The sequence below is a fragment of the Bacillus sp. PK3-067 genome, from assembly GCF_056738645.1.
Window position 1 is genome coordinate 3,909,406 of sequence record NZ_CP096490.1, and the last position, 20,518, is coordinate 3,929,923.

18 protein-coding genes are annotated in these 20,518 nt (G+C 37.8%); 5 read left to right on the forward strand and 13 right to left on the reverse strand.

The window, feature by feature from the left end; genetic code table 11:
- Window positions 1-54 precede the first annotated feature (54 nt).
- The 5 genes from rpoZ to M1D73_RS19980 all read right to left on the reverse strand — a co-directional run bounded on the left by rpoZ (window position 55) and on the right by M1D73_RS19980 (window position 4,930).
- Window positions 55-267: a DNA-directed RNA polymerase subunit omega gene (gene rpoZ / locus M1D73_RS19960; RefSeq protein ID WP_000933960.1), complete on the reverse strand. Its 213-nt coding sequence runs from the start codon at window positions 265-267 to the stop codon at window positions 55-57.
- A 2-nt stretch (window positions 268-269) separates the two neighbouring features.
- A complete protein-coding gene (gene gmk, locus M1D73_RS19965) occupies window positions 270-887 on the reverse strand; it encodes a guanylate kinase (RefSeq protein ID WP_001257741.1) in 618 nt (205 codons plus the stop codon).
- Window positions 888-900: 13 nt separating this feature from the next.
- Window positions 901-1,164, reverse strand: a complete 264-nt coding sequence (remA, locus tag M1D73_RS19970; RefSeq protein WP_001251456.1) for an extracellular matrix/biofilm regulator RemA — start codon at window positions 1,162-1,164, stop codon at window positions 901-903.
- A gap of 67 nt (window positions 1,165-1,231) precedes the next feature.
- Window positions 1,232-2,107, reverse strand: a complete 876-nt coding sequence (locus tag M1D73_RS19975; RefSeq protein ID WP_000625869.1) for a YicC/YloC family endoribonuclease — start codon at window positions 2,105-2,107, stop codon at window positions 1,232-1,234.
- Between the two features lie 99 nt (window positions 2,108-2,206).
- A complete protein-coding gene (locus M1D73_RS19980; protein WP_001104778.1) occupies window positions 2,207-4,930 on the reverse strand; it encodes a calcium-translocating P-type ATPase, SERCA-type in 2,724 nt (907 codons plus the stop codon).
- A 105-nt stretch (window positions 4,931-5,035) separates the two neighbouring features.
- Here M1D73_RS19980 and M1D73_RS19985 point away from each other — a divergent pair, with 105 nt between their 5' ends.
- The 5 genes from M1D73_RS19985 (at window position 5,036) to M1D73_RS20005 (ending at window position 10,761) form a co-directional block, all read left to right on the forward strand.
- A complete protein-coding gene (locus M1D73_RS19985; RefSeq protein WP_071741400.1) occupies window positions 5,036-6,745 on the forward strand; it encodes an Rqc2 family fibronectin-binding protein in 1,710 nt (569 codons plus the stop codon).
- Window positions 6,746-7,087: 342 nt separating this feature from the next.
- The gene (locus M1D73_RS19990) at window positions 7,088-8,158 is read left to right on the forward strand and encodes a M24 family metallopeptidase (RefSeq protein WP_000172817.1); all 1,071 of its coding nucleotides are present in this window, start codon (window positions 7,088-7,090) and stop codon (window positions 8,156-8,158) included.
- 83 nt (window positions 8,159-8,241) lie between these two features.
- Window positions 8,242-8,766, forward strand: coding sequence for a DinB family protein (locus tag M1D73_RS19995; RefSeq protein WP_121868060.1), 525 nt, complete (start codon window positions 8,242-8,244; stop codon window positions 8,764-8,766).
- A gap of 187 nt (window positions 8,767-8,953) precedes the next feature.
- The gene (locus tag M1D73_RS20000; RefSeq protein WP_121868061.1) at window positions 8,954-10,339 is read left to right on the forward strand and encodes a hypothetical protein; all 1,386 of its coding nucleotides are present in this window, start codon (window positions 8,954-8,956) and stop codon (window positions 10,337-10,339) included.
- 167 nt (window positions 10,340-10,506) lie between these two features.
- A complete protein-coding gene (locus M1D73_RS20005; protein ID WP_001003914.1) occupies window positions 10,507-10,761 on the forward strand; it encodes a YbeF family protein in 255 nt (84 codons plus the stop codon).
- 108 nt (window positions 10,762-10,869) lie between these two features.
- Here the strand turns inward: M1D73_RS20005 and pyrE are convergent, their stop codons facing one another.
- From pyrE to pyrB, 8 genes are read right to left on the reverse strand one after another with little or no spacing between them, the layout of a single operon-like run.
- Window positions 10,870-11,502 carry an orotate phosphoribosyltransferase gene (gene pyrE / locus M1D73_RS20010; protein ID WP_000711440.1) on the reverse strand — a complete coding sequence of 211 codons (633 nt, stop codon included), beginning with the start codon at window positions 11,500-11,502 and terminating at the stop codon, window positions 10,870-10,872.
- Entirely contained in the window at window positions 11,499-12,215 is a 717-nt protein-coding gene (gene pyrF, locus M1D73_RS20015; protein WP_481157960.1) for an orotidine-5'-phosphate decarboxylase, read from the reverse strand. The genes pyrE and pyrF overlap by 4 nt, the downstream gene beginning before the upstream one ends.
- The gene (gene pyrD / locus M1D73_RS20020; protein WP_001081049.1) at window positions 12,200-13,129 is read right to left on the reverse strand and encodes a dihydroorotate oxidase B catalytic subunit; all 930 of its coding nucleotides are present in this window, start codon (window positions 13,127-13,129) and stop codon (window positions 12,200-12,202) included. The genes pyrF and pyrD overlap by 16 nt, the downstream gene beginning before the upstream one ends.
- Window positions 13,126-13,905: a dihydroorotate oxidase B electron transfer subunit gene (gene pyrK / locus M1D73_RS20025; protein WP_000983359.1), complete on the reverse strand. Its 780-nt coding sequence runs from the start codon at window positions 13,903-13,905 to the stop codon at window positions 13,126-13,128. The genes pyrD and pyrK overlap by 4 nt, the downstream gene beginning before the upstream one ends.
- Entirely contained in the window at window positions 13,902-17,120 is a 3,219-nt protein-coding gene (gene carB, locus M1D73_RS20030; protein ID WP_001126101.1) for a carbamoyl-phosphate synthase large subunit, read from the reverse strand. Before carB ends, pyrK begins: the two co-directional genes overlap by 4 nt.
- Window positions 17,105-18,202, reverse strand: a complete 1,098-nt coding sequence (locus M1D73_RS20035; protein ID WP_000828680.1) for a carbamoyl phosphate synthase small subunit — start codon at window positions 18,200-18,202, stop codon at window positions 17,105-17,107. Before M1D73_RS20035 ends, carB begins: the two co-directional genes overlap by 16 nt.
- Complete coding sequence (gene pyrC, locus M1D73_RS20040) at window positions 18,199-19,485, reverse strand: dihydroorotase (protein WP_001108368.1); 1,287 nt, start codon at window positions 19,483-19,485, stop codon at window positions 18,199-18,201. The genes M1D73_RS20035 and pyrC overlap by 4 nt, the downstream gene beginning before the upstream one ends.
- The gene (pyrB, locus tag M1D73_RS20045) at window positions 19,469-20,383 is read right to left on the reverse strand and encodes an aspartate carbamoyltransferase (RefSeq protein ID WP_000018849.1); all 915 of its coding nucleotides are present in this window, start codon (window positions 20,381-20,383) and stop codon (window positions 19,469-19,471) included. The genes pyrC and pyrB overlap by 17 nt, the downstream gene beginning before the upstream one ends.
- Window positions 20,384-20,518 lie beyond the last annotated feature (135 nt).

Below are 20,518 nucleotides of genomic sequence, written 5' to 3' on the forward strand. Positions count from 1 at the left end.
ACCGTTACATAGAAAATTATAAAGTCTATGTTTTATTTTGTCGAAGGCAAAGGCTTATTCAGCTACTTTATCTTCACTTGGTACGTAGCTTAATGCTTCTGCATCGATTTCTTCTAATGCTTTACCTACACATTTATGAGAAACAGGTTTTTCTACAACACAGTTATTAGCAAGTTGCATTTCACGTGCGCGTTTTGCAGCCACTGTTACTAAAGTGTACTTAGAATCGATTTTTTGTAGTAATGAGTCAATTGATGGATTTAACATAATTATAGACCCTCCGTCATTTCTTTATAATATTTTGCTACCCTTTCGCGGCGGCAATGTTCGCCAACCACAATTGCTTTAATTCTATCACAAGCTAATTCAACTTGATCGTTTTCTACTACATAGTCGTAAGCGTCCATCATCTCGATTTCTTCTTTCGCTACAGTTAAACGATTTTCAATAACATCTTCAGTCTCTGTACCACGTCCGACAATACGGCTCTTTAGTTCAGATAAACTTGGAGGTGCTAAGAAAATAAATACACCTTCTGGGAAAGCTTTCTTAACTTGAATTGCTCCTTGCACTTCAATTTCTAAGAATACATCTTTTCCTTCTTGTAATGTTTTTTCAACATAGTCAATCGGTGTTCCGTAATAATTACCTACGAACTCAGCCCACTCAAGTAATTTTTCATTACGAATCATTTCCTCGAATTCTTCTCTTTCTTTAAAGAAATAATCCACACCATCTACTTCACCTTCACGCGGCTTACGTGTCGTTACTGAAATAGAGTACTGAAAACGTGTATCCTCATGGCTAAACAGCTCTTTACGAACCGTCCCTTTTCCAACCCCAGAAGGCCCTGAAAGAACGATGAGCAATCCTCTTCTACTTCTCATAAATATGTAAAACCTACCCTTCCTCACTTAAATCTTCTTTATTATTCAAACGATGTGCAATCGTCTCTGGTTGAATTGGACTTAATACAACATGCCCATCATCCATAACAATAACCGCCCTTGTTTTTCTCCCATACGTAGCATCAAGCAAAGCATTATGTTCGCGTGCTTCTTGTACTGTTCGTTTAATAGGAGCTGACTCCGGACTTACAATAGCAATAATTCGATGAGCAGATACAATATTTCCGTATCCAATATTTAAAAACCGCATGGCCATAGTTTGCGCCTCCTAGTAAGTCTATCCGATTTCTCCACCACGTATAACTTTATATATTTTTTGAAAGCTACTCAATATTTTGTACTTGTTCACGAATTTTTTCAAGGTTATTTTTCATTTCTACAACATATTTTGAAATTGTTAAGTCATTTGCCTTAGAACCAATCGTATTAATTTCTCTATGCATCTCTTGCACGATGAAATCCATTTTCCTTCCAACAGGCTCTTCAATCTGCAATGTTTCACGAAATTGCTCTAAATGACTTTGCAAACGAACTAACTCTTCATGAATATCACAACGCTCTGCAAAGATTGCGACTTCTGTTAGCAATCTTTGTTCATCTAGATCTTGATTATGTAATTCTTTTAAGCGATTTTCTAATCGTTCACGATATTTTTGTGTAACAATTGGTGCATGTGGAATAATCGCATTTACACAATTGCTAATCTCTTGTAAACGATACGCTATATCTTTATGTAATCGTTCTCCTTCGCCATCTCTCATCGTTTTCAACATATGAGCAGCTTGACGAACAGCCTCATATAAACTGTTCTCAAAATGTTCATTTACATTTTCTATTTCTTCAATTGCTGTTACTTCTGGCATTGCCATTAATTGCTGAAGTGTAATAGAATCTTGTAATTGAAATTTCCCTTTTATATCTTCCATCATCGATTGGTACTGCTCAAGAAGTGACCAATTCACACTTAATTTTCTTTCAACAAGTCCTTCACCTGCTATACTAATAGACACTTCGATGCGCCCACGTCGAACTTGCTGTGCAATTATTTTACGAATTTTGTCCTCAAATACCATCATTTGCTTAGGAAGTCGAATACTCATCTCTAAAAAACGGTGGTTCACCGATTTCATTTCTACTGTAATTTGAAAAGTATCACTTTCTACTTTCGATCTTCCAAACCCTGTCATACTAGAAATCATTTTTATCACATCCAAGCCATAAAATAACTCAATGAAAAAGGTAATAGAGACAAGGCTCTACTACCTTCTGTAAATTATATCACATTTTCATAACATTGACTATTTCAAGTTTAATCCCTTCTTATATAACATCGGCTTTTTCTTCTTAGCCTTTTTCCCTGTTAATAAAGAACCTACTAGTAAGAAAGTCGGAATTGATGACAAACCTCCAATTAATAACCAATCTCTTGCTTGTATCGGCATTGTGCTAAAGATCGGTTGTAACGGTGGATAATATATAACCACTAGCATAAGTAGTAACGAAATAATAACCGCCCCTACTAAATACACGTTCCCAAATGGATTACGGTGAAAGACAGAATGCTCACTACGACAATCAAATACATGAATAAGCTGTGCAAGTACCAACGTCGCGAACGCTACAGTTTGTGCATATTTCAGTTCATTTGGATGTTGGTTATACGCAATAATAAACGCCACTAACGTCACTGCTCCAATTAAAAACCCTCGACTTATTATTTTCCACGCAAGCCCTCTAGCGAATACCCCTTCTTTCGGGTGACGCGGTGTTCTCTTCATCACATCTCCTTCAGCCTTATCCAAACCTAATGCCATCGCTGGTAAACCATCAGTAACTAAGTTCACCCATAAAATTTGAATAGGAACCATCGGCAGTGGTAATGCAAGTAACATCGCAAATAACATAACTAAAATTTCTCCAACATTTGACGCCAATAAGTAGCGAATGAACTTACGTATGTTCTCGTATATATTTCTTCCTTCTTTAATCGCTGACTTAATTGTAGCAAAATTATCATCTAGTAAAACAAGTGAAGAGGCTTCTTTTGCAACATCTGTCCCTGTAATCCCCATCGCTATCCCAATATCCGCTGTTTTTATAGCTGGAGCATCGTTCACTCCATCACCTGTCATCGCTACTATATGTCCTTGATTTTGCAATGCTTTAACAATTTTCAATTTATGCTCAGGTGATACACGAGCGAATACATACGTATCTTCTACAACATTTTCTAATTCCTCCACATCCATATTCGCGAGTTCTACTCCTTCAACAACGCGTCCATCTGGTGGTAAAACTCCTAATTGTTCAGCAATCGCCATTGCTGTCACTTTATGATCACCTGTAATCATTACTGTTCGAATACCAGCTTCTTTACACTCTTTTACCGCCTGCGCGACTTCTGGCCTTGGCGGGTCAATCATACCTTGTATCCCAACCAACATAAAATCTTTTTCAACGTCTCTTTCATGTTCAATAGAATCCGTGACTTTTAAAGGTTTAAACGCAACTGCAATTGTTCGAAGCGCTTGACTACCTAAGCTATGAATAGCCGCTTGTACTTCTTTTCTATATAGCTCACTTAACGGCTGCTGCTTATCCCCCCATAAGATTGTTTGACTCATTTGCAAAAGAACATCCGGTGCTCCTTTCGTAACAATAAACTTTTTCCCCTCTCGATCTCGTACAATAACACTCATCATTTTTCGAGTTGAATCAAATGGAAATTCACGAATAATTTCAAATTTCCCTTTCAATGCCTCACGTGTTATCCCAGCTTTCATTGCTGCAGCTACAAGCGCTCCCTCTGTTGGATCCCCATCTAATACGTACGCCTTTTTCTTTTGAATAATATTTGCATTGTTACATAGTGAACCAAATGTAAGTAGCTGATAAAGTGATTTTGTCTTAGCTGGATTCACTTCTTTTTCACCTTTCATAAAAGAGCCATTAGGTTCATATCCTTGCCCTGTCACTTTCCACAATTCTCCGCCTGACCACATATGTGTTACCATCATTTTGTTTTGTGTCATTGTTCCCGTTTTATCAGAGCATATAACAGAAGCGCAGCCTAACGTTTCTACGGCCGGTAACTTCCTTACAATTGCTCTCTTTTTTATCATACGCTGTACACCAAGTGATAAAGCTACTGTAACAATTGCTGGCAATCCTTCTGGAATAGCCGCAACAGCTAGCGATACGCCAGCTAAAAACATATGATATACTTCATTCCCTTGATACACACCAGCCAATACAACGAGCGCTGTCAAAATAAGAGCTACAATAATTAATATTTTTCCGAGCTGTTCTAACCTTCTTTGCAGTGGCGTTTCCATTTGCTCTGCATTTTGCAACATATTTGCAATTTGCCCCATCGCTGTATTCATACCAGTTGCTACAACGACTCCTGTACCAGATCCTCGCGTAATCATTGTCCCCATAAAAGCCATATTTTTTTGATCCCCAATTGCAACATCTTGCCCTTGCAGTGCTTCTACCTTCTTTTGTACAGGTACGGACTCCCCTGTCAAAGCTGACTCTTCAATATATAAACTTGATGCCTCAACAAGACGCACATCAGCCCCAATACGATCACCACTGGAAAACTTAATAATATCACCTAAAACAAGTGCTTTAGATGGTGCTTTTACCCACTTTCCATTCCGCATTACAGTAACTTGCGGGGCAGCTAGTTCCTTTAAAGCTTCCAATGATTTTTCAGCTTTTCTTTCTTGAAAAAAGCCGAGAATACCATTGATAATAACAATGGCAACAATAGCAATAGAATCAATGTATTCACCTAAAAACGCAGAAACAATTGTTGCTCCAAACAAAACGAGTACCATGAAATCTTTAAACTGTGCTAAAAATACCATTAGTGCAGAAGGCCTTTTTGCTTCTTCTAATTCATTAGTACCAAATTTCTTTACTCGCCCTTCTGCTTCTTTCTCTGTAAGTCCAACCTTTACATTCGTATTCGTTCTTTCTTCCACTTCATGTGCTCGCATTCCATACCAGTTCATCCTGCTATCGACCTCCTGATTCCAGACATACTCTATTGAAAGCTTATTCAGCCTCGTCCAAAAAAATGCTATAATTAACATTTAGTTAGAAAGGAGTGTTCATTTATGGCATTCGATGGATTATTTACAAGAGCGATTACACATGAAATTGAAAATTCTCTTTACACAGGAAGAATTTCCAAAATATATCAACCTTCAAAATACGAGATTTTATTACATATTCGAGCGAATGGAAAGAACCAAAAACTAATTCTTTCATCTCATCCTACATATGCGCGTATGCACTTAACGAATCAAAACTACGATTCGCCAGCAATACCGCCGATGTTCTGTATGCTTCTTCGCAAACATTTAGAAGGTGGATTTATTGAAAAAATTGAACAAATCGACTTAGAACGCATTATTCAAATTACAGTTCGCAGTCGTAATGAAATCGGAGACGAATCATTAAAAACATTAGTAATTGAAATAATGGGACGACATAGTAACATTATCTTATTAGATACGAAAACAAACGTGATTTTAGATAGCTTAAAACACGTTTCATTAGCCGTAAACCGTCACCGAACTGTATATGCTGGTGCTGAGTACGTCGCGCCACCAGCCCAACATAAAATCAATCCTCTGCAAATTGAAACCGCAGATGATTTTATTAGACCGCTAGACTTTCTATCTGGAAATATGGATAAACAACTCGTCGGTGCTTTCATGGGAATATCCCCATTATTTGCAAAAGAAGTAGTAAAGAAAGCCGGTATGGTAAACGAGAAAGCATTATCAGAAGCATTTTTCTCTATACAAACACCATTACTATCTCATGCATATACACCTACAATGATTACTGCAAATGGAAAAGAATTCTTTTATCTTTTCCCTCTTACACACTTGCAAGGAGAAGAAAAAACATTCTCATCAGTGAGCGAATTGTTAGATCGTTTCTTCTTTGGCAAAGCAGAACGTGATCGTGTAAAACAACAAGCTCATGATTTAGAACGCTTTATGCAAAACGAAAAAAATAAAAACGAGAAAAAACTCATTAAACTCGAAAAAACACTGCAAGATGCTGGAAAAGCAGATAAATATCAACTATTTGGAGAGCTACTTACAGCCAATATGTACGCTTTAAAAAAGGGCGATAAAGATATTGAGGTCGTTAATTATTACGATGAGGATGGTGGAACTGTAAAAATCACATTAGATCCTTTAAAAACACCATCTGAAAATGCACAACGCTATTTCCAAAAGTATCAAAAAGCAAAAAATTCGGTTGCTGTTGTAGAAGAACAAATCGAAAAAACAAATGAAGAAATTCTTTATTTTGATAGCTTACTTCAACAAATGGAAGCTGCTTCTTCAAAAGACATTGAAGAAATTCGTGAGGAATTAGCTGAAGAAGGTTATGTGCGCAATCGCAAAACGAAAAACGCAAAGAAAAAGCATACTAAACCAGTATTAGATAAATATGTAGCAAGTGATGGCACAGAGATTTTCGTTGGTAAAAACAATAAACAAAATGATTATTTAACAACGAAGTTTGCCCGCCGTGATGAAATTTGGTTACATACGAAAGATATACCTGGCTCTCACGTTGTCATTCGTTCTTTAGAGCCTGCTGAAGAAACTTTACTAGAAGCCGCCAAAATTGCTGCCTATTACAGTAAAGCGAAAGAGTCTAGCTCTGTACCTGTTGATTTCACCAAAATACGCCATGTCAAAAAACCGAGTGGTGCAAAACTTGGTTTTGTTACGTACGATAATCAGCAAACCGTATATGTAACACCAGATGCTGATATTGTAATGAAATTAAAAGCATAAATAAAAAAATGCGTTGCTTGTATGCAGCGCATTTTTTATATGTTTTCAATTTCGTTGCTATATCCATTCAATATTGTCAAAAAAATTGACAGTATCATTTCACATTTGTATAAAATTTTTTACAGCATGTAAATAAAGTACAAGTGTAACTCCAATCATTTTTCCCCATCCCCCTGCTATTCATTGAAGCAATCTAGATTTTATGAACAAACCGTCTCCCACAAATTACGGGCTATTTTTTTATCTCCCCTAAAATATATGTTGTCCCTACTATCCTTTCTTCAAATATACATTTTGGCACGCTATTTGCTTTATTCAATACTATGAATAGGAGGAATTAACATGACTTTAAAAATTAATAAAATCCAAAATCAACTACAAAACTATGAAATTGAGGGGTTACTTATTACAAAAAAAGAAAACCGCCAATATGCAACAGGCTTTACAGGTAGTGCTGGCGTCGTCTTACTCTCTGCCGATCAAGCTGTTTTCATCACTGATTTCCGCTATGTAGATCAAGCGAAATCACAAATAAAAGATGCTGAAATTATTATGCATAAAGGAAATTTAGAAAAAGAAATTGCACATCAAGTATCGAAATTAAACATTCAAAAACTCGGAATTGAAGAAAACAACATGACATTGCAACAATATAAAAACTTGCAAAAATACGTACAGGCGGAAATGATTCAAGTGTGCGAAATTATCGAAAATATTCGTATCATTAAAGACACGCCTGAAATAGAAACAATGAAAATTGCAGCTAATATCGCGGACGAAGCATTTCATCACATTCTTACGTTTCTAAAACCAGGAATAAGTGAAAATGCTGTACGAGATGAATTAGAATTTTTCATGCGAAAAAAAGGTGCTACATCTTCATCATTTCAAATTATTGTAGCTTCTGGTGTTCGTTCTTCTCTTCCACATGGAGTTGCATCAAATAAAATAATTGAACGAGGCGACATCGTTACATTAGACTTTGGTGCACTTTACGACGGATATTGTTCCGATATAACACGTACCGTAGCAATAGGGGAACCATCGGAAGAATTCAAAAAAATATACAATGTTGTACGAGAAGCGTTAAAACGTGGGACTGAAGCGATTAAGCCTGGAGAAACTGCGAAAAGTATCGATGATGTAACAAGAAACTACATTACAGATTGTGGATATGGTCAATATTTTGGTCATTCTACTGGTCATGGTCTTGGCTTAGAAATACATGAACCTCTTCGCTTATCCCAAGAAAGTAAAGCTACATTAAAAGAAGGTATGGTTGTTACAGTTGAACCGGGCATTTACATACCGAACTGGGGCGGTTGTAGAATTGAAGATGATATCGTCATTACAAAAGACGGATATGAAGTTATTACAAAATCAAATAGAGAACTAATTGTAATCCCTTGTTAAAATCATGGCCTTTTTAAAAGGAGTTTTTTTCTACACATAGAATTCCTTCTCTGGAGTGTCCATTTAAAGAGGGGGAATTTAAATTGAATTTTGTAATTGATAAAATAGATGGTTTACAAGTTGAGTTTTCAAAACTTGTTTCCATGATGAATTACGCTCGTTATACAACAATGCAAGCAGTGGAAAGTTTAACAATTGAAGAACTTGATTATTTATATGATAAAGAAGCCAATTCAATTGGCATGCTGTTATATCACATGGCTGCTATTGAATTTTACTACCAAATCCATACCTTTGAGGATCGTGAACCGACGGAAGCTGAATTAGAACATTGGTTGCCAGCTATTGAGTTAGGGAATCTTGGACGAGAAAAAATAAAAGGAAACTCTTTAGAATTTTACATTAATACATTACAAGAAGTACGCTCTAAAACAATTGAAACATTTCAATCTTTATCTGATGAATGGCTATTTAAAACGACAGACTTTTGGTATGACAAACCAGCTAACAACTACTTTAAATGGTTTCACGTATTTGAAGATGAAATCAATCATCGCGGACAAATTCGCTTAATTAGGAAGATGCAAAAAGCTCATGCAGTAAAATAAGAAAGTGCCACCAGATAAGGTGGCACTTTCTTTTATTCATTTTTTAGGATTAACTGTATTGTAACATCCATTTATCGTTCTCATCATTACAGTACATGAAATTTTACTTTTTTCTTTTTCCTATACTCACATACTTTCACTGCTTTCATACAATAAACTACACGAATGCCTAAAGGATGTGAATGTTATGGGAGTTGAATTAACGCTATTACACGCTCTCTACATTATTTGTTTACTCACTATTATTACCTTTTTTATTCTCCGGAAAGATACGACTATCATTTGTATCGTTTTTATCTTTTTATTAGCATTAACTGCAACAAGTTCTATCCCTCTTGCCATTAGCGGGATTTTTCAAAGTTTCATTTACGCCATTACTGAGCTATTACCAACTATATTAATCATCTCCATTATCGTATCAATGAGCAATTTACTCGTTCATACTGGCATAAATGATACGATGATTTCACCATTTACAAAAATGATTCGTACACCTACACTCGCCTACTGGATTATCGGCCTTTTAATGATGACCATTTCTTTCTTCTTTTGGCCTTCTCCAGCTGTCGCCTTAATGGGAGCTATTTTATTACCGGTTGCTGTACGTGTCGGCCTTCCTCCAATTGGGGTTGCAATTGCTATGAACTTATTCGGTCATGGGATTGCTTTATCCGGCGACTTCGTTATACAAGGCGCACCAAAATTAACCGCAGACGCTGCTGGTCTCCCTGTTTCCAGCGTCGTATCTGCAAGTGTTCCACTCGTTATCGTTATGGGCGTTGTGACAACTTCCGTCGCTTTTTTCTTCTTACGAAAAGAGTTTCATACAGGCTTAGCTATACAAGAATCTATTCTATCAACTGAGTCTTCTAAAACGCTCACTTCATTATCTCCTCGCACAAAGAAATGGCTCGCTATTTGTATCCCTATCGTATATATCATTAATATCCTTTGCATGATTCAATTTAAACTACAAGGAAGCGACGCAACTGCACTTATCGGCGGAACAACTGTTATTATGATTATCATCATTTCTCTCATCGCCTACAAAGGTAATGGACTGAATAAAACAACCGATTATTTCATAGAAGGGCTCCAATTTGGCTTTAAAATTTTCGGACCAGTTATTCCTATCGCTGCACTCTTTTATTTAGGAGATAGTGGCTTTGTGAAAATTATCGGAGACTATTTACCGAAAGGTTCACACGGAATCATTAACGACTTAGGCATCGCTTTATCTCAAACTGTTCCTTTAAATCAATATGTATCGGCAGGGACATTAACCATCGTGGGTGTCATTACCGGCTTAGATGGATCAGGTTTTTCAGGTATATCACTTGCTGGTTCCATTGCCAATCTTTTTGGAACAGCACTTGGCCATGGAACAGCTACATTAACAGCACTCGGGCAAATTGCAGCTATATGGACCGGGGGCGGGACGTTAATTCCTTGGGCACTTATTCCTGCTGCTGCGATTTGTAAAGTCGATCCATTTGAACTTGCACGCCGAAACTTTTTACCGGTTGTTATCGGTTTAATTGTCACCACGATCGTTGCGATGTTTATCCTATAACGTAAGCAAGTGTTCTCTTGCTTACGTTTTTTGCTTGTAAAATTCATCATGAATTATCAGTTTTCAAGAGGGATTCGTTATTACTCAGCGAAATTATATTAGGAGAGTAATTATTTCAAAACGTTTACGAGAAACAGATTACTGCAATTAGAAAAGGGGACATACCTATGAATGAATTGATTTTCGTCTTATTAATTTGTCCATTATTTATCTTTATCGTATCTGTTATTGGAACACGCAAAACGAAAACGTATTACGTAATGCCGATTGTAACGTTTGCTAGTTTTTTAATAATAGGTGTTATCGCCTTTACTCCAAAATTTTTCTTTTGGGTCGGCATGTATAGCATTTTCTCATTTATTGTTTCTTATCTGACTCTATTGTTTGTAAAAGGATATAAGCTTGCAGAAAGCACTAAGTAGTTAAGGAGATTGTAATATGATTTTCTTTGATATTGATGGAACTTTACTTGAATTTTTAACAATAATATAAAAAAACGACCGCGTTCCCCCGCAGTCGTTTTTTTCGTGTTACGCTGTGATCCAAGCTTCGTTTGCTGGATTTTTACGCCACTCTTGTAATTTTTTCGTTTCAGCTTGTCCAATCATACCTTTTTCTGCTGCAACTTCAGTTAATGCACTGTAATCACTTAAAGAATATGATGCTACGTTAGCTGCTTCTAGTTTTTCTTTTCCTGCTTCTAACTCATATGTGAAGATTGATACGATTCCTAATACTTCACATCCAGCTTCGCGAAGTGCTTCTACACATGTAATTGCACTACCGCCAGTTGAAATTAAGTCTTCTACTACTACGACTTTTTGACCTTTTTCAGCTTTTCCTTCGATTTGGTTCCCTTTACCGTGACCTTTTGCTTTACTACGTACGTAGCACATTGGTAAATCCATACGATCGCTTACCCATGCAGCGTGCGCAATACCAGCAGTTGCTGTTCCTGCAATAATTTCTACAGTTGGGAAGTGCTCTTTAATTAACTCTTCTAATCCAGCTGCAATCGCTTGACGTACTTTTGGATAAGATAAAGTTAAACGGTTATCACAATAAATTGGTGATTTCATACCTGAAGACCAAGTGAATGGATCATTCGGTTGTAAAAATACTGCTCCAATTTCTAATAAATGCGATGCGATTTCTTTTTTCATACTGTTACACCTTCCCACTGTTGTTTTACTGTTTTATACGCTTCAAGCGGATTTTCTGCTTTTGTAATACTACGTCCAACTACGATGTAGCTTGAGCCAAGTTCCCTCGCACGTTTCGGTGTTGCTACGCGCACTTGGTCATTTACATCATCGCTTGCAAGACGAATCCCCGGTGTTACTGTTACAAATTCATTTCCGCATACTTCACGTAATTTTGGAACTTCAAGTGTTGAACAAACAACGCCATCAAGTCCACTTTCTTTCGTTAATTTTGCATAATGAGCAACCGCTTCTTCTAACGTTTTCTCAATGCCGATCTCTTTTTTCATCATAGCTTCCGAAGTGCTTGTTAGTTGTGTAACTGCAATACAAATCGGTCTCTCTTTTCCTTCTTGCTTACCTTCCTCTAATCCCTCAATCGCAGCTTTCATCATGCTGCTTCCCCCAGCAGCATGAACATTTACCATATCAACATCTAGACTAGCTAGGCTACGCATAGTGCTTTTTACTGTATTCGGAATATCATGAAGTTTTAAATCTAAGAAGATCTTATGTCCCTTTTCTTTTAAGTACGTAATAATCGCAGGGCCTTCTTTGTAAAATAACTCCATACCTACTTTGACAAATAACTCTTCCCCTTCAAAGTGGTGTAAGAATTGTTCTACTTCTTGTTTCCCTGGAAAATCTAGTGCAACGATTAACGACTGTGACATGTTTGCTTCCAGCTCCTTCCTTGACATTCCGAAATGTGATCAAATCCTAATTCATCTAATAATGCTGGTAACTCTTCAATAATTGTCGGACATACGAACGGATCGATAAAGTTCGCTGTACCTACTGCAACTGCGCTTGCGCCAGCATAGAAGAATTCAATTACATCTTCAGCTGTTTCAATACCACCCATTCCGATAATTGGAATGTTAACCGCTTGGCTTACTTCATGTACCATGCGAATTGCTACTGGCTTAATCGCAGGACCTGATAATCCGCCTGTACGGTTTGCTAAAATTGGTTTAGCTGTTTTTAAATCTAGACGCATACCAAGCAATGTATTAATCATCGTTAAACCATCTGCACCTGCATTTTCAATCGCTTTTGCAATTTCTACTATGTTTGCCACGTTCGGTGACAATTTCACGTATACAGGTACTTCAGAAACCTCTTTTACTCGCTTCGTTAAATCAGCAGCAATTTCAGGATTTGTACCAAAGGCGATACCACCTGTTTTTACGTTCGGACAAGAAATGTTTAATTCTAGTGCATGGACATTAGGCGCTTTAGAAATTTCCTTCGCAACCGCTACGTAATCCTCAGCTTGTGAGCCTGCAACGTTTGCAATAATTGGAAGGTCAAATTGTTCTAACCATGGTAATTCCGAATTCATTACTTTGTCTAATCCCGGGTTTTGAAGTCCGATTGCATTTAGCATGCCCCCTGGTGTTTCAGCAACACGAGGCGTTGGATTTCCATAACGTGGTTGTTCTGTCGTCGCTTTAATCATGATTGATCCTAGTACACTTAAATCGTAAAACTGTGCATATTCACGACCAAACCCAAAGCATCCAGATGCCGGTATAATTGGATTTTTTAATGATAATCCTGGTAATTCAACTTGCAATCTGTTCATAGTACAACCTCCCCGATTGGAAATACTGGTCCGTCGCTACACACCTTCTTGTAAGAATGTCCACTTGGATCTTCTTGTAAGTGGCATACACATGCGAAACAAGCTCCAATACCACAGCCCATACGTTCTTCTAATGAAATATAGGCTTTTTTCTCTTTGTAACGTCCTTCTAGTGCACGAAGCATCGCTAGCGGACCACATGAATAAAGAATATCAAAGTCAATTCCGTAATTATCAATTACATCTGTGACAAATCCTTTTGTACCGTGTGTACCGTCTACTGTCGCAACGTACGTATCACCAAGTTCTGCAAATTTTTCTTCATAGAAAACTACATCTTTCGTTTGAAAGCCTAAGATGTGAATAACACGTACACCTTTTGCAACGAGGCGCTGTGATAATTCATAAAGTGGTGGTACACCAATTCCCCCACCTACTAGTAAAGCTGTTTGACCAGCTTCTGCTTCTTCTACAGGAAAACCGTGTCCTAATGGTCCTAGTACATCTACCATTTCACCTTGTTTTCTAGTTGCTAATGTTTTTGTCCCTTGTCCTTCGGCACGATATAGCATTGTAAATTCGTTCTTCTCTTGATCTACATTACAAATACTAATTGGGCGGCGCAGAAGGGGCGCAATGCCCTCTGCTACCTTAATGTGTACAAACTGCCCTGGTTCGTTCATTTGCTGTACTAACGTTCCTTGAAGCACTAATTCGTAAATATTTTTTGCGATTTCTTTTTGGTTAACGACGATCATATTTTGCTTTTGCATCATGCATGTACCACCTCGTGACGCTTTGTTTGCGTAATTTCTTTCATTGAATGAGCTGAGAATGTCATAGATTCTAATACTCGTAAGATTGCTCTTGTTGTATCAAGTGATGTTAAGCAAGCCACACCATTTTCTACTGATTCACGGCGAATGCGGAAACCATCACGCGCTGGTTGTTTACCTTTTGTTAATGTGTTAATTACAAACTGTGCTTTTCCTTGACGGATAATATCTAGTAAGTTGTAGTCTTCAGAATCAATTTTGTTTACAACTTGTACTGGGATATTTTGCTCTTCTAATGATTGTGCTGTTCCAGCTGTTGCTAATAAGTTATAGCCGATTTCGTGGAAACGTTTTGCAATTTCCATCGCCTCTTCTTTATCTTTATCCGCTACAGTAATGATTACTGAGCCGTGCGTTGGGATGTTAATTCCAGAAGCAACTAATCCTTTATATAATGCTTTTTCAAGCGTTAAGTCTTTACCCATTACTTCCCCTGTTGATTTCATTTCAGGTCCTAATGTTGTATCAACTGAGCGTAGTTTCGCGAATGAGAATACCGGAGCTTTTACATATACTTCTTTCTCTTCTGGGTGATAGCCAGTTCCGTATCCTTGCTCTACTAGGTCTTGCCCTAAAATAACTTTCGTTGCAACATTCGCCATCGGTACGCCTGTAATTTTACTTAAGAACGGTACTGTACGGCTTGCACGTGGATTTACTTCAATTACGTACACTTGATCTTTGAATACTACAAACTGGATATTTAGTAATCCAACAATGTTTAATCCTTTTCCAAGTGCAATTGTATGTTCAATGATTTGTTCTTTTAGTTTTTCAGATAAACTTTGTGGTGGATATACTCCAATTGAGTCACCAGAGTGAACTCCAGCGCGTTCAATATGTTCCATAATACCTGGAATGAATACATTCTCACCATCAGAAATTGCATCTACTTCAATTTCTTTACCAACCATGTAACGGTCGATTAATACTGGGTGATCTGCATGAACTTTAACTGCATTTTTCATGTAGTGCAGTAGTTCTTCTTGACGATATACGATTTCCATCGCACGTCCACCTAGTACGTAAGATGGTCTTACTAATACTGGGTAACCAATTTCTTCTGCGATTGCTACCGCTTGTTCTACAGTCGTTGCTGTTTTACCAACTGGTTGCGGGATGCCAAGTTTTGTTAAAGCAGCTTCGAATTTATCACGATCTTCTGCACGGTCTAAGTCTTCAAGTGATGTTCCTAAAATTTTCACACCGTGTTCTTCTAGTTTCGCTGCTAAGTTAATTGCCGTTTGTCCACCGAACTGAACGATAACACCTTCTGGTTTTTCTAAATCGATAATATGCATTACATCTTCAATCGTTAATGGTTCAAAGTATAATTTGTCAGAAATACTGAAGTCTGTTGAAACTGTTTCTGGGTTGTTGTTAATGATAATTGCTTCATATCCAGCTTCTTTAATTGCCCATACTGAGTGAACTGTTGCGTAATCAAACTCAACACCTTGACCAATACGGATCGGACCAGATCCTAGAACTACTACACTCTTACGATCTGTTACAATCGATTCATTTTCGTCCGCATATGTGCTGTAGTAATATGGCGTTGCAGATTCAAACTCTGCCGCACAAGTATCTACCATTTTGAATACTGGCATCATATTATTTTCTTTACGCATATCGTAAATTTCGCGCTCCGTTTTGTTCCAAGCTGCTGCAATGTAGTGATCGCTGAAGCCCATTTCTTTTGCAGTTTGTAGTACTTCCATATTTCCTACATTCGCTTTTACTTCACGTTCCATATTTACGATGTTTTCAACTTTTTGTAAGAAGAAGAAGTCCATTTCACACCATTCATTGATTTCTTCTTTCGTTACACCTTGGCGAATTGCTTCTGCTACAATAAACAGTCGTTCATCATCCGCTTTAATGATACGTTTTTTCATCGTTTCTTTATCAAGTTCTTTTAAGTGGTCTAATTCTAAGTGATAAATGCCAAGCTCTAAAGAACGAACTGCTTTTAGTAATGATTCTTCTAAGTTACGTCCGATTGACATAACTTCACCAGTTGCTTTCATTTGTGTTCCAAGCGTTCTGTTCGCTGATTCAAACTTATCAAACGGCCAACGTGGAATTTTTGAAACAACATAGTCTAACGCTGGCTCGAAGCAAGCGTAAGTTTTTTGTGTTACTGGGTTTACGATTTCATCTAACGTTAAGCCGACTGCAATTTTTGCTGCTAATTTCGCAATTGGATATCCAGTTGCTTTAGATGCTAGTGCAGATGAACGACTTACACGTGGATTTACTTCGATTACATAGTATTGGAAGCTATATGGATCTAGTGCAAGCTGAACGTTACATCCACCTTCAATTCCTAGTGCACGAATAATTCGTAATGACGTGTTACGTAACATTTGGTATTCACGGTCGCTTAGCGTTTGGCTCGGTGCTACAACGATTGAATCACCTGTATGAACACCAACTGGATCGATATTTTCCATGTTACACACTACAATCGCGTTATCATTTGAATCACGCATTACTTCGTATTCAATTTCTTTACAGCCAGCAATACTTTTCTCTAATAAACATTGTGTTACTGGGCTATGTTTTAAACCACTTGTTACGATTTCAATTAGCTCTTCTTCGTTATGACAAATTCCGCCGCCCGTTCCTCCTAATGTGAACGCTGGTCGAACGATTACTGGGTAACCAATTTCGTTTACAAATCCATATGCTTCATCAAGGTTATGAATAATTTCACTTGGTGGTGTTGGTTCATTTAAATCTTGCATTAATGTACGGAATAAATCACGATCTTCCGCTTGCTCGATTGCTGATAATTTTGTTCCTAAAATTTCAACTCCGCACTCGTCAAGTACGCCTGATTTTGCAAGTTCAACAGCCATGTTTAAACCTGTTTGACCACCTAATGTTGGTAGGATTGCATCAGGACGTTCTTTACGAATAATACGGCTTACGAATTCTAATGTTAATGGCTCGATGTATACTTTATCTGCTGTTGCAGTATCCGTCATAATTGTTGCTGGGTTAGAGTTAACAAGGATTACTTTGTAACCTTCCTCTTTAAGAGATTGACAAGCTTGTGTACCAGAGTAGTCAAACTCCGCTGCTTGCCCAATTACAATTGGTCCTGATCCGATTACTAAAATTGTGTTAATGTCTAGGCGTTTTGGCATAACTCTTCCCCTTCTTTCTTGAAGTTTTCAATCATTGTTAAGAAATCTTCGAATAAATCATTTGCATCTTCTGGTCCCGCTGAAGCTTCTGGATGGTATTGTACTGTAAATGCCGGGAACTTCTTATGACGAAGACCTTCTACCGTTCCATCGTTTAAAGCAACATGTGTAATTTCAAGATCTGTATTTTCAACTGATTCTTCTTCTACTGCGTATCCGTGGTTTTGAGATGTAATTGCTACTTTTCCAGTTGCAAGATTTTTTACTGGATGGTTTAAACCACGGTGACCAAATTTCAACTTACTTGTATTTGCACCTGATGCTAGAGCGAACAATTGATGTCCTAGGCAAATTCCGAATAAAGGAACTTTACCGATAATGTCTTTTAACATTTCAATTGCTTCTGGTACATCTTTCGGATCTCCAGGTCCATTACTTAACATAATTCCATCTGGGCTAAGGCGTAAAATTTCTTCCGCTGTTGTGTTGTAAGGAACTACAATTACATCACAGTCACGCTTATTTAATTCTCGTAAAATACCATGTTTCATACCGAAGTCTACTAGTACAACTCGGTGACCACGACCTGGGCTTGGGTATGGATCTTTCGTTGATACGCGTTTTACATGATCTGTAAATACTGTCGCTTTTAATTGGCTTACAATGTACTCTACATCTGCATCCATGTTACAAAGGCGTCCACGTAATGTACCGTATTGACGAATTTTTCTCGTTAATTTTCTCGTATCAATCCCTGCTAATCCTGGGATATTTCTTTCTTTCAAGTAATCATTTAACGAAATTTCATTACGGAAGTTTGATGGGTGATCACAAATTTCGTTTACGATTAAACCATTTACAGATGGGTGAATGGATTCAAAATCGTCACGGTTAATGCCGTAGTTTCCGATTAATGGGTACGTGAATGTTACGATTTGACCGCAATATGATGGATCAGATAATGTTTCTTGATATCCAGTCATTCCTGTTGTAAATACAACCTCACCTGACTTTTCGATTTCGCCTCCGAAACCTGTTCCAATTAATACTGTTCCATCTTCTAAGATAAGTTGTCTTTTCATACTAATGCACTCTCCTTTTGCCATGCGATCTTACCACCAACGATTGTCATTACCGGCCATCCTTGGCATTTCCAACCTGCGAATGGTGTATTTTTTCCTTTTGATAAGAATGTTGTTGGGTCAATCTCTTCTTCTTGTTCTAAATCAATGATTGTAATATCAGCTTCTCTACCTTCTTTTAGGCGACCTGCTTCTAAGCCGAATGTATCAGCTGGCTTTTCTGTTAAGAATTGAATTAACTGTTCTAGCGTAATAACTCCCTTTTTCACAAGGTTTGTGTATAGAAGCGGGAATGCTGTTTCAAAACCAGTAATTCCAAACGGTGCTCTTTCAATTCCTTGTGCTTTCTCTTCCGCTGTATGCGGTGCATGGTCAGTTGCGATCATATCGATCGTTCCATCTAATAAACCTTCAATTAATGCTGCATGGTCTTCTTTTCCACGAAGCGGTGGGTTCATTTTAAAGTTAGGATCAGCTGATGGGATATCATCTTCACATAACACTAGGTGATGCGGTGTTACTTCTGCTGTTACTTTAATTCCAGCGCGTTTCGCATCACGGATTACACGTACAGAACCTTTCGTACTTACATGACATACGTGATAGTGGCAATCTGCTGCTTCAGCAAGCAGTATATCCCTTGCAATATGTACAGATTCACATACTGATGGGATACCGTTTAATCCGTGTTTCTCAGAAAACTTCCCTTCATGTACACAACCTTTATTAATAAGCGTATTCTCTTCACAGTGCGCAACTACTGCCATATCTAATTTTGCTGCACGTTTCATAGCCGCTAACATCATGCTCGCATCTTGTACGCCTACGCCGTCATCTGTGAAAGCAAATGCTCCAAGTTCTTTTAATGTTTCGAAATCTGTCATTTCAGAACCAGCTTGACGTACTGTAATTGCTCCGTATGGTAGTACGTTAACATGAGCTTTTTCTTCAATACGTTTTTGCAAGTCTTCCATATGTTCTCTGCAATCTGGTACCGGGCGTGTATTTGGCATTGCGCAAATTGTAGTGAATCCACCTTTTGCCGCTGCTAGTGTACCTGTTTCAATTGTTTCTTTATGTTCACCACCTGGTTCACGAAGATGTACGTGTACATCTACTAATCCAGGTGCGATTAACTTTCCGTTCACATCGATTACTTCAGCATTATCTGCCGTAATATTTTCTGCTACCTTAGCGATTTTACCGTCTTGTACGAGAAGATCCGTTGCTACGATTTTTCCTTCTTCATTCATATAACGACCATTTTTAAACAAATAATTCATGTTTCATTCCTCCTAATACATTTGGTAAGGCGCGTTTTAGTACAGCCATTCTTACGTAAACTCCATTTTCCATTTGTTTAAATATACGTGAACGCTCACACTCAACAAGTTCACTTGCAATTTCAACATCACGGTTTACAGGAGCTGGATGCATAATAATGCTTCCTTCTTTCATACGCTTTTCTCTTTCTACTGTTAATCCGTGTTTCTCATGATATTCTTTCATAATGTCTGTTTCATAATGATCATGACGCTCATGTTGTACACGGAGTAACATCATTACATCAACTTCTGGAACAAGTTCATCTAATGGTTTGTATGTTCCAAATGTGTTGTCTTCATCTTTCCACTCTTCTGGACTTGCAAAATAAATTGTTGCACCAAGCTTCGTTAATGCTTCTGCATTAGAACGTGCTACTCGGCTATGACGAACATCTCCTACTATTGCAATCTTCAAACCTTCAAATCTTCCAAACTCTTGTTTAATTGTAAGAAGGTCCAGTAGGCACTGTGTTGGGTGGTTTCCGCATCCATCTCCAGCATTTAAGATTGGAATATTCACCTGATCTTTTAGTTCATCGAAGTAGCGATCTTGCTCGTGGCGGATGACCACTGCTTTTGTTCCGATTGATTCTAGTGTTCTTATCGTATCGTATAGAGTTTCTCCTTTTTGTACGCTAGATGCATCAGCTGAAAAGTTTAAAACATCAAGTCCTAATCTCTTCTCAGCAACTTCAAAGCTAAATCTCGTTCTCGTACTATTCTCAAAGAACAAGTTCGCAACAAAAGTTTGCTCTGTCGTTTTGCTCTCTTTTCCATTCGCAAAATCTTCTGCATCTTTTAGGATTTCTGAAATTTCTACTTCCGATAATTCACTCATCGTTAACAAATGGCTCATCGTCATCCCTCATCTTTCTGATTTTTATGTTACCACTTTTGAATTTTTATAACAACCTTTGCATAAAAATACCCTAATCGTGTGAGACTAGGGTGCAAGAAAGAAGCCACCCTTTCCGGTCTCACAGGACTGAAT

What these genes read in the sequence shown, in the direction of transcription:
- M1D73_RS19975 (WP_000625869.1), bottom strand. Translation starts at nt 2,107, where the DNA reads ATGATTTCTAGTATGACAGGGTTTGGAAGATCGAAAGTAGAAAGTGAT.
- pyrK (WP_000983359.1), bottom strand. Translation starts at nt 13,905, where the DNA reads ATGATGCAAAAGCAAAATATGATCGTCGTTAACCAAAAAGAAATCGCA.
- pyrE (WP_000711440.1), bottom strand. Translation starts at nt 11,502, where the DNA reads ATGAAAAAAGAAATCGCATCGCATTTATTAGAAATTGGAGCAGTATTT.
- pyrC (WP_001108368.1), bottom strand. Translation starts at nt 19,485, where the DNA reads ATGAATTATTTGTTTAAAAATGGTCGTTATATGAATGAAGAAGGAAAA.
- M1D73_RS20000 (WP_121868061.1), top strand. Translation starts at nt 8,954, where the DNA reads ATGGGAGTTGAATTAACGCTATTACACGCTCTCTACATTATTTGTTTA.
- gmk (WP_001257741.1), bottom strand. Translation starts at nt 887, where the DNA reads ATGAGAAGTAGAAGAGGATTGCTCATCGTTCTTTCAGGGCCTTCTGGG.
- M1D73_RS19990 (WP_000172817.1), top strand. Translation starts at nt 7,088, where the DNA reads ATGACTTTAAAAATTAATAAAATCCAAAATCAACTACAAAACTATGAA.
- rpoZ (WP_000933960.1), bottom strand. Translation starts at nt 267, where the DNA reads ATGTTAAATCCATCAATTGACTCATTACTACAAAAAATCGATTCTAAG.
- pyrB (WP_000018849.1), bottom strand. Translation starts at nt 20,383, where the DNA reads ATGAGCCATTTGTTAACGATGAGTGAATTATCGGAAGTAGAAATTTCA.
- remA (WP_001251456.1), bottom strand. Translation starts at nt 1,164, where the DNA reads ATGGCCATGCGGTTTTTAAATATTGGATACGGAAATATTGTATCTGCT.
- M1D73_RS20005 (WP_001003914.1), top strand. Translation starts at nt 10,507, where the DNA reads ATGAATGAATTGATTTTCGTCTTATTAATTTGTCCATTATTTATCTTT.
- pyrF (WP_481157960.1), bottom strand. Translation starts at nt 12,215, where the DNA reads ATGTCACAGTCGTTAATCGTTGCACTAGATTTTCCAGGGAAACAAGAA.
- M1D73_RS19980 (WP_001104778.1), bottom strand. Translation starts at nt 4,930, where the DNA reads ATGAACTGGTATGGAATGCGAGCACATGAAGTGGAAGAAAGAACGAAT.
- pyrD (WP_001081049.1), bottom strand. Translation starts at nt 13,129, where the DNA reads ATGAACAGATTGCAAGTTGAATTACCAGGATTATCATTAAAAAATCCA.
- M1D73_RS19985 (WP_071741400.1), top strand. Translation starts at nt 5,036, where the DNA reads ATGGCATTCGATGGATTATTTACAAGAGCGATTACACATGAAATTGAA.
- M1D73_RS20035 (WP_000828680.1), bottom strand. Translation starts at nt 18,202, where the DNA reads ATGAAAAGACAACTTATCTTAGAAGATGGAACAGTATTAATTGGAACA.
- carB (WP_001126101.1), bottom strand. Translation starts at nt 17,120, where the DNA reads ATGCCAAAACGCCTAGACATTAACACAATTTTAGTAATCGGATCAGGA.